We start from the raw sequence: 16,048 nt of genomic DNA, 5'->3' as shown, positions 1-16,048 counted from the left end.
CGTTCTTTTCCAGCTATTTTCATGCATAGATTCAGACAAACCGGGGGCGCATGCCACCGCGTTTTACTCTAAAGCGCATCGGCACAAACGGAATCCTTAATTGTTCTGTGTCAACTGTTTGACCAATCGCTGACGAATTGGTAAGCAGGCGCAGCATATCGCGGGAGAACCGCCGTTTTGGGCCATGCGGGCCGATGTGAAAGCTGCCGCGGGCCGAGAATGTGTCCGCAAATTACGGATACATATGATAAAATTCTCTGAGTTGAACCTCAATCCTAAAGTATTGAAGGCAATTGACGAAGCCGGGTACGAAACCCCCACCCCAATTCAAGCTGGTGCGATCCCCCCTGCTCTTGCAGGTCGTGATGTATTGGGGATTGCGCAAACCGGGACCGGTAAAACCGCCAGCTTCACGCTGCCGATGATTACCCTTTTGGCCCGTGGGCGCGCCCGCGCACGGATGCCGCGCAGTCTTGTGCTGTGCCCTACGCGTGAACTCGCGGCACAAGTTGCTGAAAACTTTGATACCTATACGAAACACCTCAAGCTCACCAAGGCACTGCTGATTGGTGGTGTGTCCTTTAAAGAACAGGACAAGCTGATTGATAAAGGTGTCGATGTCCTGATTGCGACGCCTGGGCGTTTGCTCGATCATTTCGAACGCGGCAAATTGCTGTTGACTGGCGTGCAGATCATGGTCGTGGACGAGGCGGACAGGATGCTTGATATGGGGTTCATTCCAGATATCGAACGTATCTTCAGCCTGACACCGTTTACCCGCCAGACGCTGTTCTTTTCAGCCACCATGGCACCGGAAATTGAACGGATCACGAACACCTTCCTGTCCGCACCGGAACGGGTCGAAGTAGCGCGTCAGGCAACGGCCAGTGAAACCATTGAGCAAGGCGTGCTCAAGTTCAAAGCCTCTCGCAAAGATCGTGAAGGAACGGAAAAACGCAAGTTACTGCGCGCCCTGATTGATGCCGAAGGTGAAAAATGCACCAATGCCATCATCTTTTGCAACCGCAAAACGGACGTGGATATTGTCGCCAAGTCATTGAAGAAATACAATTATGACGCGGCCCCTATTCACGGGGACTTGGACCAGAGCCAGCGAACACGCACGCTTGACGGGTTTCGCGACGGGTCCTTGAAATTTCTGATCGCCTCTGATGTGGCCGCACGCGGCCTTGATGTGCCTGCGGTCAGCCATGTGTTCAACTTCGACGTGCCCGGCCATGCCGAGGATTATGTCCACCGCATCGGTCGCACCGGACGTGCCGGGCGTGACGGTAAGGCGATCATGATCTGCGTGCCGCGCGATGAGCGCAACCTCGAAGACATCGAGCGGCTTGTGCAGCGGGAAATACCGCGGCTGGACAATCCCTTGGGCACCCCGGCGGAGCCAGAGGAAAAGACGACCGCGAGTGAGCCGGCTGTAACGGAAAAACCGAAACGCACGCGAACACGCGCGCCGCGTAAAAGTGACAAACCGCAAGATACAGTGCCTGAACCCGAGATCGCACCAACACCTGCAGAAGCCCCTCCTGCCGCTGAACCAGCGCAGGCACCCCGTGCACGGGGCGGCCGGAACCGCAGCACGTCCGGCAGAGATCGTGGTGGAGCGGGCGTGATCGGCTTGGGCGATCATACCCCGGAATTCATAGGTCTCAGCTTCAAGGAGCGGATCGGGAGCTGATAGCGACTGCAAGACAAGAAAGGCCGGGCTGCTTTCCCAAAAGCAGCCCGGCCTTTCGTTTAGCTTAACCGGCTGACGATCACGCTGACCTCAGGCTTCTTGCCAATCTCGTCTTGTGACGTCTGACGCACAACGCGGCGCAGACCTTCGTTCAGACGATCATCATCCCGCATCGTCTTGGGATCCGCCCGCCCGAGCCACTGGCCAAGGTCCGCTTCGAGCACGTCGACCAAGGACGCCTTGCTGCGTCCGGTTTCCGGCAACCCCTTGAGTTCGCACCATGGATCGCCAAGCGGTTCGTCGTCTTCATCCACAATCAGCGTCACCACCACATGCCCGTTCAGCGCCATGCGAATACGATCCCGCACGACACCGTCCAACGCACCGATCTGCACTGTCCCATCCAGATAGGTACGGCCCGTTTCAACATATTCCGCGATCTTGGGCTTGTTCCCGGACAAATCAACCATCATGCCATTCACGGCCAGAACACCCGTTCTGCCATTTTGTTCGGCGATTTTCACATGTTCGCGCAGATGGCGATGTTCGCCGTGCATGGGGATCACAACCTGCGGATTGACGATCTCGCTAAGGCGTTCCAGATCGGGCCGGTTTGCGTGGCCCGAAACATGATAGAGCCCGGAGCTGTCATCCACCACATCAACCCCCAGTTCGGAAAAGGCGTTGATGATCCGGATCACCCCTTTTTCGTTGCCCGGGATGGTTTTGGATGAGAACAGGAACAGGTCTCCCTCCTTCATCTCCATGCCCTGATACTTGCCGCGCGCGAGTTGCGCCGAGGCCGCGCGCCGCTCCCCCTGCGAGCCAGTGACGAGCAACATCAGGTTTTCGCGTGGAATCGATTTGGCTTCTTCCGGGCTCACGACGGATGGAAAATCCTGCAAGACGCCGGTTTCGGCTGATGCCTCGATCATGCGGCGCATTGCGCGCCCCATCAGAACGATGGAACGCCCTGCCCGCACCCCCGCATCCGCGAGCGTTTTAACGCGCGCCACGTTGGAGGCAAATGTCGTCGCGACAACCATGCCTTGCGCACTTTGGACAAGCTTTGTGATCTCTGGCCCAACCGACGCCTCAGAGCGACCGGGATGTTGCGAAAACACGTTCGTGCTGTCACAGATCAGCGCCTTGACGCCGTCCTTGCTGACCTCAGCCCAGAGTTCGGGATCAAAGGCTTCACCCACCAGCGGGGTTTCATCCAATTTGAAATCACCTGAGTGGATCACGCGCCCTTCGGGCGTATCAATCACCATGGCCGAGCTTTCAGGGATCGAATGGGAAATCGGCAAAAAGCTCACTTGGAAAGGCCCGGCCGAAACCGTTTCGGGCCAGGGCGATACAGTGTGCACAGCGTTTTCAGGATGGCCATGCTCTGCCATTTTGCGGCGCGCAATATTGGCCGTGAACGCGCGGGCGTAAATCGGCGCACCCAACCGCTCATAGGTATGTGCCACGGCGCCCACGTGGTCTTCATGCGCATGGGTCACAAACACAGCCTCAATCCGGTCGCGCCGTTCCTGCAACCACGTGATATCGGGCAGGATCAGGTCAACGCCGGGGCTGCCATCCATATCCGGAAAGGCCACGCCCATATCCACCACGATCAGCCGTTCCGCATTCGGTTTGCCGTATCCGTAAACATAGGCGTTCATGCCAATTTCGCCCGCCCCACCGAGGGGCAGATAGATCAGTCTTTCACTGCTCATAGAATTATTCTTTTTCCTTGTTATACTTATAAATCACGGTCAGACCGTGCATTGTCAGATCTTCCTGATACGCATCAAAAAGCGCCTCAGATTGCTGGAAAAGGGGTGCCAGCCCACCCGTTGAAATCACGCGCATCTCGCGGGCGCGTTCCGCCTTTATCCGGTCGCATATCTCACGCACGAGGCCGACATAACCCCAAAAAACGCCAGATTGCATGCAGGCGACAGTATTTGTGCCCACCACGCTTTGCGGTTTGGTGATATCGACATGCGGAAGGGCTGCAGCGGCCTGATGCAACGCCTCGAGGCTCAGGTTCACGCCGGGGGCGATCACACCACCGACATAGGCGCCATCGGTGTCGACGACATCAAAGGTTGTCGCGGTGCCAAAATCGACCATGATCAGATCACCACCGAAAAGGTCAAACCCAGCGACTGTGTTGACCAGCCGGTCCGGGCCGACCTGCGTCCCTTCGTCCACGCGCACATCGACGGGCAGCAGGCAGTCGGGTTTGCCAACCACAAGCGGGCGCGTGTTAAAATACCTGTCCGCAAAGACGCGCAAATTGAACACCACACGCGGCACGGTCGAGGAGATGATTACATCGGTGATGTCGACTTCGAGTTTCTGAAACTGCATCAGCGTTCTGAGCCAGACATAGTATTGATCTGCGGTGCGCTGCCATTCTGTCGACGTGCGCCAGGTCGCAACAAAACGGGTCCCGTCCCAGAGGGAAAAGACGGTATTCGTGTTGCCGCAATCAATTGCCAGTAACATAGCCGCGCGCCCCTTCTCAGAAATAGACATCTGCTGCTGCGATGGACATGACACCGCGCGGGCCGCGTAACACGAGATGCCCCTCGGCGTCCACATCTTCGAAAGTCCCTGAGTATTCCTCTCGGGTCGTGCGTGCCGTTATCACCTCGCCGATGCGGGCAGCATGTGCCAGCCACCCGGTCCGGATCGGCTCAAAACCGTACTGCTGAAACTGTTGTTCAAGATTGGCAAAGTGGCAGGCGAGCACCTCAAAAAAGGTCTCAGGCAGCACCCGAACGGACGTTTCACTCAGGATCGACACCGGTTTCAGGGCGGTCGCCTCGACATCACTTGCTGGCGGGGCGGCAACAAGATTGACCCCAACGCCAATGGACAAAAAACCAGTCTGCTGGCCCGCACCCGTGCTCTCAAGCAAAATGCCCGCGACCTTGCCACCGTTGAGCAACACGTCGTTGGGCCATTTCAAGGCCAAACCCTTCTCCCGGCCTGTCACTTCGACAAACGCACGGTAGAGCGCCAGAGACATGATAAATGACCGCAGCGCGGCCTGCGTCGGTGGCCCTGCGGGACGCAAGAGCAGCGTCGCCGCAAAATTACCCTCGGGCATGGACCATGGCCGCCCGCGTCTGCCTCTTGCTGTGGTCTGCCGCCGCGCAAAAACCCACAGCGGAGTCGCAGCCTTGGGGGCTTGTCGCGCGGCTTCATCCAGCGTGCTGTCGACTTCGTTCAATTGCAATCGACCATAGCCTTCAGGCCAGCTATCACCCGTCAACGGCATGTACCCCGGCACAAAGGCACGCGATCCTGTCGGTCAGTTAACAAGTGTTGCAGCGGCGGAGGCGGCGGCGGTTTCGACACCGAACATATTGGCAATGCCCAGTACCATGATGGCCGCGGACACCAGCAGGAAGCCTGACAAAACCGGCGATCCCCCCTTGTCCAACCCGTCTTCCTTTTCGTCGCCGAAATACATGAAGAATACTATGCGCAGATAGTAATAGGCCCCGATGACCGATGCGATGACCCCCGCAATGGCCAGCCATGCGAACCCCGCTTCATAGGCGGCGCGCAAGACATAGAATTTGCCAAAGAACCCAAGCATCGGCGGCACGCCCGCCAGCGAGAACAGCAAGACCAGCATGGCCAGCGCCTTGCCCGGTTCCTTCTTGGAATACATGTTCAGAGATGAGATATCCGTGACCGGCTGGCCATCCTTTTCCATCATCAGGATAAAGGCGAAGGTGCCGACGTTCATCGTTACATAGATCGCCATGTAAATCAGCATCGCCTGCACACCCAGCACCGTGCCAGCGGCCAGACCCATCAGCGCGTAGCCCATATGCGCAATCGACGAAAAGGCCATCAGACGCTTGATGTTCGTCTGCCCAATGGCGGCGACCGCGCCGAGGAACATGGAACACAGCGACAAGAGCGCGACGATCTGGCTCCAGTCGCTGATGGCATTGCCGAACGCGTCATGCAGCACGCGCGCAAACAGCCCCATCGCGGCCACTTTGGGGGCGGTGGCGAAAAAGGCGGTGACAGGGGTGGGCGCACCCTCATAGACATCCGGTGTCCACATGTGGAACGGCACGGCGGAGACTTTGAACGCTAGTCCGGCGATCAGGAACACGAGGCCGAACAGCAGACCGAGGGAGACGTCGCCATGCTGCGCCGTCTCGATGATCCCCGAAAAGAGCGTTGTTCCGGCATAGCCGTAGATCAGCGATGCCCCATAGAGCAGCAGACCAGAGGACAACGCGCCAAGCACAAAGTACTTCAGCCCGGCTTCGGTGGATTTCACACTGTCCCGGCGCAGCGACGCGATCACATAGAGCGCAAGCGACTGAAGCTCGAGCCCCATATAGAGCGCCATCAGATCACCGGCGGATACCATGACCATCATACCGACCACGGAAAGAGCCAGCAAAAGCGGATATTCAAAGCGCAGCAGGTCGCGCGCCTTCATGTAGCCTTCGGACATCACCAAAACGGCGGCGGCGGCAAAGAGGATCGTCACCTTGGCAAAACGGGCGAACCCATCTTCGATCAGCATGCCGCCAAAGGCGACGTTTGTCCCTTCACCGTCCACTGTAATCCATGCGCCCAGTGCCACCATCAGACCGGCGGTCAACCAGACAAGCACCGAGGCCATGCCATCCTTGGTCGTGTAAACAGCCACCAGCAGCATCACCATGGCGTAGAGCGACAGGATAATTTCCGGCAGGATGAGGGTCAGATCAGCGGTTATCATCGTATCCATCCTTTAGTTCGACGCCAGCTGGCTTGCAGCTTCTGCTGCACTCAGCGCCGTATCATAGCCTGCAACCAATGCCGCCACCGACGGCCCGGTAATATCGAGCACCAATGCGGGGTAAACCCCCAAAAGCAGCGTCATCGCCACAAGGGGTGCGAATATCCAACGCTCGCGCGACGTCATGTCGGTAATAGATTTCAGGCTTTCCTTGATCAGATCCCCCATCACCACGCGGCGATAAAGCCAGAGCGCATAGGCCGCCGAGAAAATCACTCCGGTCGTGGCCACTGCGGCAACCCATGTGTTGACCTGAAACACGGCCATGAGTGTCAGGAACTCGCCGACAAAGCCAGATGTGCCCGGCAGACCCACATTGGCCATCGTGAATAACATGAAAATCAGCGCATAGGCCGGCATCCGGTTTACCAGACCGCCATAGGCGTCGATGTCACGGGTGTGCATCCGGTCATAGATCACGCCAACACACAGGAACAGCGCGCCGGAAATGAACCCGTGGCTTATCATCTGAAAAATTGCGCCATCGACGCCCTGTTGATTGGCCGCAAAGATACCCATCGTGACAAACCCCATATGGGCCACGGACGAATAGGCGATCAGCTTTTTCATGTCTTCCTGCACGAGTGCCACCAGCGAGGTATAGACGATCGCGATGGCCGACAGCCACAGGATCATCGGCGCCCAGATATCAGCCGCCACCGGAAACATCGGCAGCGAGAAACGGATGAACCCGTAGCCGCCGAGTTTCAACAGGATCGCCGCCAGCACCACGGACCCGGCAGTCGGGGCCTGAACGTGGGCATCCGGCAGCCATGTATGCACCGGCCACATGGGCATCTTGACGGCGAAGCTTGCAAAGAAGGCAAGGAACAGGAGTGTCTGCATCCCCCCGACAATCTGAATGCCCAGAAGGTCGAAATCGGCAAAGGAGAATTCATGACGCAACAGCATTTCAATATCTGTGGTGCCCGCATCGGCAAACATACCCACCATCGCCACCAGCATCAGCACGGAGCCAAGGAAGGTATAAAGGAAGAACTTGAAGCTCGCATAGATGCGGTTCGCCCCGCCCCAGATGCCGATGATCAGGAACATGGGGATCAAGCCAGCCTCAAAGAAGAGATAGAACAAGACCAGATCCAGCGCCATGAAGACGCCAAGCATCAGCGTCTCAAGCAGCAGGAAGGCGATCATATATTCCTTGACCCGCAGGGTGACATTCCACGACGCGGCAATCACCAGCGGCATCATGAATGTCGTGAGCATCACGAAGAGCACCGAGATGCCATCGACGCCCATTTTGTATTCAAGACCCAGCAGCCAGTCGCGTTCTTCCACGAATTGAAACCCGGTGTCCTGCGGGTCAAACCCGGCCAGAATGAACAGCGAGACAAGGAAGGTCGCCACCGTGGCAAACATCGCCACGCGCTTGGCGTTGAGGTTGGCCGCCTCATCATCGCCGCGCAAAAAGACAGCAAGGATCAACGCCGCCATGGCCGGAATAAAGGTTACGATGGAAAGAAGATTGCCCATCAGTTGGCCCCTCCTGACAGTGTCATCCAAGTGACCAGCACTGCGATGCCGATGACCATGGCGAAGGCATAGGTAAAGATATAACCGGACTGCGCACGCCCGGCGAGGCGGGTAAAGAACGGGATAATGCCCATGGCGATGCCGTTCAGCCCCCCGTCGATCACATCCCCGTCACCGCGTTTCCACAGGAATGAGCCGATCCATTTGGCCGGTATGACAAACACGATGTTATAGAGTTCGTCAAAGTACCATTTGTTCTTGAGGAACAGGTACAAGGGGCGTTGGTTTTCGGCCAGCCGCTTGGGCAGTTCGGGGTTCACGATGTAGAACCAATAGGCCATCAGAAAGCCGATCAACATGGCCGCGAAAGGCGATGTCTTGACCCAATATGGCACCTTATGGGCGTCATCGAGCAGAGTGTTATCGGGTGCGATGTACAGCGCCCCTTCACCCGGCACCCCGGCAAAGACGTAATGATGCTCGCCCTCTTTGGTACCATGGCTGTCCTCGGCCTTGTCATCGCCATGACCCTCAGCGCCATGCTCAGAGGCTTCGGCATAGGGAATGCCATAGAACTTCGCCACTTTATCCGTGTGGCCAAAGAACGACCCGTACCAGACCATACCAGCAAAAATCGCCCCAAGCGCCAGCACACCAAGCGGAATAATCATGACCATCGGGCTTTCATGCGCGTGGTCGTGGGTGTGTTTGTCGCCCCGTGGCGTGCCGTAAAACGTCAGGAACATCAGACGCCAGCTATAGAAACTGGTGAACAGTGCGGCGATCACAAGCGCCCAGAACCCATACATGGACCCGGCAGCAAAAGCGCTTTCCACGATCGCATCTTTGGAATGGAAGCCCGCAAACCCGATCGGTATCTCGCCCAATGTCACAATCCAAACCGGGATACCAACACCTGTGATGGCCAGCGTGCCGATCATCATGGCCCAGAAGGTATAGGGGATTTTCTTGCGCAAGCCGCCGTAGTTCATCATGTCTTGCTCGTGGTGCATCGCATGGATCACCGAGCCTGCGCCGAGAAACAGCATCGCCTTGAAGAAAGCATGTGTAAACAGGTGGAACATGGCCGCTGAATACATGCCAACACCTGCAGCGACGAACATATACCCCAGCTGCGAACAGGTCGAATAGGCGATGACCCGTTTGATGTCGGTCTGGACGAGGCCCACCGTGGCGGCGAAGAACGCCGTTGTTGCGCCCAGCACGGTGACAAATGCCATGGCTTCGGGTGCGAATTCCATGATCGGTGACATCCGGCACACAAGGAAAACACCCGCCGTGACCATCGTGGCCGCATGGATCAGCGCGGACACAGGCGTTGGCCCTTCCATCGCGTCCGGCAGCCATGTGTGCAAAAACAACTGCGCCGATTTCCCCATCGCGCCGATGAAAAGCAGGAAGGCAATCAGATTTGCCGCGTTCCATTCGGTCCAAAGAAAGGTCAGCTGCGTCTCTGCCAGTTCTGGCGCGGCGGCAAAGATGTCATCAAAATTGATGCTATCCGTCAGGAAAAACAGCGCAAAAATCGCCAGCGCAAAGCCAAAGTCACCCACGCGGTTGACGACGAACGCCTTGATCGCCGCCGCATTTGCCGAGGGTTTGCGATAGTAAAAGCCGATCAGAAGGTAGGACGCGACGCCCACCCCTTCCCAGCCAAAAAACATCTGCACAAGGTTGTCGGCCGTCACCAGCATCAACATCGCAAAGGTAAAGAACGACAGATAGGCAAAGAAGCGCGGCTTGTAGCTCTCGTCGTCTTTCCACTGCGGGTCTTTATCCATGTAGCCAAAGGAATAAAGATGAACGAGGCTCGACACGGTGGTGATGACGACCAGCATGATCGCGGTCAGCCGGTCCAGTCGGATCGCCCAATCCGTACTGAGACTACCGCTTTCGATAAAGCGCAAAATCTGGATTTGTTCAGTCATGCCGTCAAAGGTGAGAAACACAACCCACGACAAGAGAGCCGACAGGAAAAGTAGCCCGGTGGCAATCCAGCAGGCGGCAGCTTCTCCGATAAATTTCCAGCTGAAACCACACAGGAGCGCACCAACAAGCGGGGCAAAGAGGAGTATTGTTTCCATCAGTCTGTTTCCTTGGTGCCACCACGGCAATCTGGGTCATATTCGTTCAGGCCAGCCCAAGGGCATATCGCCCCGCTGACCAAAAAACTGTCAGCCGTGTGCTGCGCGTGCGTCTTTGATCGGTGCATGTCTTAGCCCTTCATCACGTTGACGTCTTCGACCGCAATCGTGCCCCGGTTGCGGAAGAAGCAGACGAGGATAGCGAGGCCAATCGCCGCTTCGGCGGCAGCGACGGTCAAAACGAAGAGCGTGAAAACCTGCCCTACGAGATCATCGAGAAAGCTTGAGAAAGCGACGAGGTTGATATTCACCGCCAGCAACATCAATTCGATGCTCATCAGAAGGATGATGATGTTCTTACGGTTCAAAAAGAGCCCGAAAATCCCGATCACGAATAGTGTGGCAGCAACGGTAAGATAGTGTTCCAAACCAATCATTGTTCTTCCTTCCGGAGCGCTAAGACCCCGTTTTCGTTCCTATGTCGCCGGGGCATTTGCCCCGCCACGCTAAGCTCAAATCGAGCCCTTTCGTTACAGGCCTTCCAGCCTGAATGCTTCCTTGTCGCCCCGCAGGCCCGGATAAAAAGCGGCGCAGGCGCAGGGCTCAAGCGCCCATACCTCAACCGACACATCCCGCGCCACCTTTTTCAGGTCATCCGACATGCGCCCCAGCGTTGCAAAAACCCGCGCACCCTTTTCATGCTGCGCCACAATTGCCATGGCGTCTTCGGTCCGGTCGAAGGGCGGTCGTTTGTTCATGTTTTCCTCAGCCGTGCGGAATTGCAGCACGTCGCCCGATTGGCAATCCGCAATTACGATATCCGTTGCGGACCCCTCCTGTGACCACCAGTCGCGCCAGATCACGCGACCCTCTCCCAGATCGACGTGATCCGCCTCACCGCCGTGGCTGACATGGGTGGTGCGTGTGCACTCCGACGCCGTCACGGCAAAGGCTGAGGACGCCGCAAATACGGCAATCGCGCTCAGCACATGATATGAAGCCCAACGCGTCATGGATCAGAGGCCCTGCCCCGATTTGACGTCCTTGAGTTCCATCGCCTTGGCCGGGTCACGCATCATTTGCGCCACGACATCCTGGCGTTTCACGTCAGAGCGGTGGCGCAGCGTCAGCACAATCGCCCCGATCATGGCGACCAGCAGGATCAGTCCACTCAACTGGAACAGCAGGAAATACTGATCATATAGGATCAAGCCCAAGGCTTCGGTGTTATGCCGATCCACGGGTGTCACCTGCGCGCGCATGCCTTCGGCAGCAGCGTTGCTTTCCCATGCGCCAAAAGCGATGGCGAATTGCATCAACAACACAACGCCGATCAGCAACGCCAGCGGCAGGTATTTCGACATCTCCGCCTTGAGTTCCGCAAAATCCACGTCAAGCATCATGACTACGAAAAGGAACAGTACCGCGACGGCCCCGACGTAAACGATGATCAAAAGCATCGCGACGAATTCAGCGCCGAGCAGAACGAATAGACCGGCTGCCGAGAGAAAAGCGAGGATGAGCCACAGGACCGAATGCACCGGGTTGCGGCTGATGACGGTGAACAAACCGCCTGCGATCACACTGATCGCAAAGAGATAAAAGGCAAAAACCGTCATTCCGCGTCCTTCTCTTCATCCAGAACCTGCTGCGCCAGTTCCAACGCGCGGGTCATCGCTGGCAATCCTGCAAACATCGACATCTGGCCGATGGATTCCACGATATGTTGTTTTGTGGCACCCGCCTCGACCGCGTGGCGCACCGCCTGACGAAAGCCGACGTCGTTCTGCGCACCCTGCATGGTCAGCCCAGCGAGCGTCAGCAGCATCCGCGTGCGCGCATCCAGCCCGCCCTCATTCAGCGTATTGCCGAACATCATTTCCATCATGTCCTTGGGCATCGTGCCCATCATCTTTTCAAACCCTTTGGGCGAAAACGCCTCCATCGCCGGATAGGATTTCGCCATTTCCTGCGCCTGCGCCATCATCGCGGCAAAAGGGTTCGCGCCCTCGAACGGGTTGTTTTTGTCACTCATCGGTAAGGTGCATCCATCTCAAGGTTGCGCGCGATCTCGGCTTCCCAGCGCTCGCCATTGGCCAGCAGGCGGTCCTTGTCGTAATACAGCTCTTCGCGCGTCTCCGTGGAAAACTCGAAATTGGGCCCCTCGACAATGGCATCCACCGGGCAGGCTTCCTCGCAGAAACCGCAGTAGATGCATTTTGTCATGTCGATGTCATAGCGCGTGGTCCGCCGACTGCCGTCATCGCGGGGTTCCGCGTCGATCGTAATGGCCTGCGCCGGGCAAACCGCCTCGCAGAGTTTACAGGCAATACAGCGTTCTTCGCCATTGGGGTAGCGGCGCAGCGCGTGCTCACCCCGAAAACGCGGGGAAAGCGGCCCTTTTTCATGCGGGTAGTTCAGCGTGGCCTTGGGGGCAAAAAAGTACTTCAGACCCAGTTTCATACCGACCCAAAAGTCTTGAAGCAGGAAGTATTTCGCATGTCGTGCGTAATCGATCTGTGTCATATCAGCCTCCCATACCCCAGCGGGCATATGCCCCCCAGAACCATTCGAATTTTGCGGCAAATGCCACGAAAACCACCCAGACTAGGCTGAACGGCAGGAACACTTTCCAGCCCAGACGCATCAGCTGGTCATAGCGGTAACGCGGCGTAATCGCTTTGACCATCGCAAAGAGGAAGAAGAAGAATGCCATCTTGGCAATCATCCACAAGACGCCGTCGGGCAGACCCGGGATCGGGGACAGCCAGCCGCCAAAGAACAGCAGCGACGTGAGCGCGCACATCAGGAAAATAGCGATATATTCCCCGGCCATGAAGAGCAGGAAGGGGGTGGATGAATATTCGACCTGATAGCCCGCGACCAGTTCCGATTCCGCTTCGGGCAAATCAAACGGTGGACGGTTCGTTTCAGCCAGACAGCTGATAAAGAACAGGAAAACCATCGGGAAGTGCGGTAGCCAGTACCAGCTGAAAAAGCCGTAGGGGCCGTCCTGCGCGGCGACGATGCCGCCGAAATTCATCGACCCGGTCGAAATAATCACCCCGATGATGATCAGGCCAAGCGACACTTCATAAGAGATCATCTGCGCGGCAGAACGCAACGATCCGAGGAAAGGGTATTTCGAGTTCGACGCCCAGCCGCCCATAATGACCCCATAGACTTCAAGCGATGAGATCGCAAAGACGAACAGGATCGCCACATTGATGTCACTGAGGACCCAACCATCGTTGAACGGGATCACCGCCCATGCCAGCAGGGCCAGAACAAAAGACGTCATCGGCGCGAGCATGAAGACGGTCTTGTCGGCACCGGCCGGGACCACGACCTCTTTCACGACATATTTCAGCGCATCCGCCACCGTTTGCAGCAACCCGAAGGTGCCCACCACATTAGGCCCGCGCCGCATCTGCACAGCCGCCCAGATCTTGCGGTCCCCATAGACGAGGAACAGCAATGAGACCATCACAAAGCCGATAACGGCCAGCACCTGTGCCAGGATCAGGACAGCTATGCCGCCGGGAGTGGTAAAGAAATCAGCCATATGTCCTCACACCATCGGTATTCCGCTTTGCTCACAGTCAGCCTGCACGACATCAGCGTCATTCTTGGCTAGCCTGTCAGGCAGGGTTGGCGATTTGGTGTAAACAGCATCTGCCGACCACACGCCACCCTCTTCGTGAACTTTTGTGCGCAAATGCCGCGCAAAATCGCGCGCTTGCGGCATTGAATGCCCGGCCGCCGCAACCCGCATGTGTTTTTGCAGGTTTGCGGTGCCATGCGTTAACGTCCCCGACGCGCGCGCGCCACAAACCGCCGACTCGCAGCGGCGGGTTTCGGGAACACTCGCCGCGTCGCGTGACAACTGAGATATGCGCGCGCTCTTCTGTGTCATTCCGCAGCCAAGGTCTCTTGTTGACGCGCTTTTGCGTTGGCGGAGAGTTCCGCCATCAGCTCGGATGCGCGCGCAATAGGGTTTGTCAGGTAGAAATCGGTTATGGCCGGCTCAAATGCGCCACGGCTCACATCACCGCCTGTTACCGCCTGCCAGTCATTTTCCGGCACCGTGTCGATATTCGCCAGATGCGGCACCTCTTTGACCAGCGCCTGCCTCAGTTGCACAATGCTGTCAAACGGCAGCTGCGCTCCGATTTCCGCAGACAGCGCCCTCAGGATCGCCCAGTTTTCCTTGGCTTCCCCCGGCGCAAACCCGGCCCTGAGCGCCAGTTGAGGCCGCCCTTCGGTGTTCACAAACAACCCCGGCTCTTCGGTATAGGCAGCGGCGGGCAGGATAACATCGGCGCGGTGCGCGCCCCGGTCCCCATGCGAACCCTGATAGATCACGAAAGGACCCGGTCCGATGTCGATCTCATCGGCACCGAGGTTATAGATCACCTCCGCATCCATCACCGCATCGACGCCGCCATCGGCACATGCACCAATGTCCATCGCACCCACACGTCCCGCGGCCGTATGAAGGACCAATACCTTGGACTGGCTGCGCTCTGCGAAAGCGTGGGCCTTGGCCAGAACCGCCGCGCCATCCGCGCCGCGCAACGCGCCCTGCCCGATGATCAGGATCGTCGGGTTATCCGTCAGGTCAGCGGTGTTTTCCTGATCCAGCGCCGCCAGACCGTCGCGACCATCGCCGTGATGATGATAGTCATACGTCAGATCAATCGCCGGGCCAACAACGCTGACTTTGGCCCCCTTCAGCCACGCCTTGCGGATGCGCGCATCCAGCACCGGCGCCTCGATGCGCGGGTTGGTTCCGACCAGTATGACGTGCAACGCATCGTCGATCTCTTCGATGGTGGCGTTGCCCACATAGCCGAACCGGTTGCCCGCGGGCAATTGCGCCCCATCGGTGCGGCACTCAACCGCGCCGCCCTGAACTTCGATCAGAGCTTTCAGCGCATAGGCGGCCTCAACCGGCGCAAGATCCCCGACCAACCCGGCCAGTTTCTTACCTTTCATCGCTGTTGCAGCCGCTGTCAGGGCTTCGGGCCAGCTCGCGGGGCGCAACTTGCCGTTCTCGCGGATGTAGGGTCGGTCCAGCCTCTGGCGGCGCAAGCCGTCCCAGACAAACCGCGTCTTGTCCGAAATCCATTCCTCGTTCACGCCATCATGGTTGCGCGGCAAAAACCGCATCACTTCACGGCCCTTTGTGTCCACGCGGATGTTTGACCCCAGTGCGTCCATAACGTCCACGGATTCGGTCTTGGTCAATTCCCACGGGCGCGCCGTAAACGCGTAAGGCTTTGAAACCAAAGCGCCAACCGGGCAGAGATCAATAATATTGCCCTGCATGTTACTGTCCAGCGTCTGGCCCAGATAAGACGTGATTTCTGCGTCTTCGCCGCGACCCGTCTGGCCCATCTGGTGAATGCCCGCCACCTCCGTGGTGAACCGCACACAACGCGTGCAGGAGATACAGCGCGTCATATGCGTCTCGACCAGTGGCCCCAGATCGAGATCTTCAGTCGCGCGCTTGGGCTCGCGGTAGCGCGAGAAATCCACGCCATACGCCATCGCCTGATCCTGCAGATCACACTCGCCGCCCTGATCGCAGATCGGGCAATCAAGCGGGTGGTTGATCAGCAAAAACTCCATCACCCCTTCGCGGGCCTTTTTGACCATAGGCGAATTGGTTTTGACGACCGGCGGCTGGCCTTCGGGTCCGGGGCGCAGATCCTTGACCTGCATCGCGCAAGAAGCGGCAGGTTTCGGCGGCCCGCCGACCACTTCGACCAGACACATGCGGCAGTTGCCCGCGATCGTCAGCCGCTCATGATAGCAAAAACGCGGAATCTCGATGCCCGCCTCTTCACAGGCCTGGATCAGGGTCATCGCCCCATCCACTTCAACCTCTGTGTCGTCGATAATGACTTTGCGCAGATCGCTCATATC

The 16,048-nt window shown here is 57.7% G+C and carries 15 protein-coding genes; 1 reads left to right on the top strand and 14 read right to left on the bottom strand.

What is annotated here, in order from left to right; all coding sequences use genetic code 11:
- The first annotated feature begins 244 nt into the window (after nt 1-244).
- The gene (locus K5Q35_RS10515; RefSeq protein ID WP_013962373.1) at nt 245-1,699 is read left to right on the top strand and encodes a DEAD/DEAH box helicase; all 1,455 of its coding nucleotides are present in this window, start codon (nt 245-247) and stop codon (nt 1,697-1,699) included.
- Nucleotides 1,700-1,758: 59 nt separating this feature from the next.
- Here the strand turns inward: K5Q35_RS10515 and K5Q35_RS10510 are convergent, their stop codons facing one another.
- The 14 genes from K5Q35_RS10510 to nuoG form a co-directional block, all read right to left on the bottom strand.
- Nucleotides 1,759-3,426, bottom strand: coding sequence for a ribonuclease J (locus K5Q35_RS10510; RefSeq protein ID WP_220799537.1), 1,668 nt, complete (start codon nt 3,424-3,426; stop codon nt 1,759-1,761).
- A gap of 4 nt (nt 3,427-3,430) precedes the next feature.
- A complete protein-coding gene (locus K5Q35_RS10505; protein ID WP_013962375.1) occupies nt 3,431-4,204 on the bottom strand; it encodes a type III pantothenate kinase in 774 nt (257 codons plus the stop codon).
- A 16-nt stretch (nt 4,205-4,220) separates the two neighbouring features.
- The gene (locus K5Q35_RS10500) at nt 4,221-4,982 is read right to left on the bottom strand and encodes a biotin--[acetyl-CoA-carboxylase] ligase (RefSeq protein ID WP_220799536.1); all 762 of its coding nucleotides are present in this window, start codon (nt 4,980-4,982) and stop codon (nt 4,221-4,223) included.
- Nucleotides 4,983-5,015: 33 nt separating this feature from the next.
- Nucleotides 5,016-6,458 (bottom strand): NADH-quinone oxidoreductase subunit NuoN, encoded by a 1,443-nt coding sequence (gene nuoN, locus K5Q35_RS10495; protein ID WP_013962377.1) that lies wholly within the window; start codon nt 6,456-6,458, stop codon nt 5,016-5,018.
- 12 nt (nt 6,459-6,470) lie between these two features.
- Nucleotides 6,471-8,012 carry an NADH-quinone oxidoreductase subunit M gene (locus tag K5Q35_RS10490; protein ID WP_220799535.1) on the bottom strand — a complete coding sequence of 514 codons (1,542 nt, stop codon included), beginning with the start codon at nt 8,010-8,012 and terminating at the stop codon, nt 6,471-6,473.
- Complete coding sequence (nuoL, locus tag K5Q35_RS10485; protein WP_220799534.1) at nt 8,012-10,117, bottom strand: NADH-quinone oxidoreductase subunit L; 2,106 nt, start codon at nt 10,115-10,117, stop codon at nt 8,012-8,014. The genes K5Q35_RS10490 and nuoL overlap by 1 nt, the downstream gene beginning before the upstream one ends.
- Nucleotides 10,118-10,248: 131 nt before the next feature.
- Nucleotides 10,249-10,554, bottom strand: coding sequence for an NADH-quinone oxidoreductase subunit NuoK (nuoK, locus tag K5Q35_RS10480; protein ID WP_011569388.1), 306 nt, complete (start codon nt 10,552-10,554; stop codon nt 10,249-10,251).
- 93 nt (nt 10,555-10,647) lie between these two features.
- Nucleotides 10,648-11,130 carry a hypothetical protein gene (locus K5Q35_RS10475; protein WP_220799533.1) on the bottom strand — a complete coding sequence of 161 codons (483 nt, stop codon included), beginning with the start codon at nt 11,128-11,130 and terminating at the stop codon, nt 10,648-10,650.
- Nucleotides 11,131-11,133: 3 nt separating this feature from the next.
- Entirely contained in the window at nt 11,134-11,736 is a 603-nt protein-coding gene (locus K5Q35_RS10470) for an NADH-quinone oxidoreductase subunit J (protein WP_013962381.1), read from the bottom strand.
- Complete coding sequence (locus tag K5Q35_RS10465; RefSeq protein WP_013962382.1) at nt 11,733-12,152, bottom strand: carboxymuconolactone decarboxylase family protein; 420 nt, start codon at nt 12,150-12,152, stop codon at nt 11,733-11,735. Before K5Q35_RS10465 ends, K5Q35_RS10470 begins: the two co-directional genes overlap by 4 nt.
- Entirely contained in the window at nt 12,149-12,643 is a 495-nt protein-coding gene (gene nuoI, locus K5Q35_RS10460; RefSeq protein ID WP_013962383.1) for an NADH-quinone oxidoreductase subunit NuoI, read from the bottom strand. The genes K5Q35_RS10465 and nuoI overlap by 4 nt, the downstream gene beginning before the upstream one ends.
- Before the next feature lies 1 nt (nt 12,644).
- A complete protein-coding gene (gene nuoH, locus K5Q35_RS10455) occupies nt 12,645-13,682 on the bottom strand; it encodes an NADH-quinone oxidoreductase subunit NuoH (RefSeq protein WP_013962384.1) in 1,038 nt (345 codons plus the stop codon).
- Nucleotides 13,683-13,688: 6 nt separating this feature from the next.
- The gene (locus tag K5Q35_RS10450) at nt 13,689-14,033 is read right to left on the bottom strand and encodes a hypothetical protein (protein WP_220799532.1); all 345 of its coding nucleotides are present in this window, start codon (nt 14,031-14,033) and stop codon (nt 13,689-13,691) included.
- Nucleotides 14,030-16,045 (bottom strand): NADH-quinone oxidoreductase subunit NuoG, encoded by a 2,016-nt coding sequence (nuoG, locus tag K5Q35_RS10445; protein ID WP_220799531.1) that lies wholly within the window; start codon nt 16,043-16,045, stop codon nt 14,030-14,032. The genes K5Q35_RS10450 and nuoG overlap by 4 nt, the downstream gene beginning before the upstream one ends.
- Nucleotides 16,046-16,048: the final 3 nt, after the last annotated feature.

Origin of the sequence: Roseobacter sp. OBYS 0001 (genome assembly GCF_019654895.1) — a bacterium.
Classification (GTDB): Bacteria; Pseudomonadota; Alphaproteobacteria; order Rhodobacterales; family Rhodobacteraceae; genus Roseobacter; species Roseobacter litoralis.
This window is presented reverse-complemented; position numbering and strand designations above follow the sequence as displayed.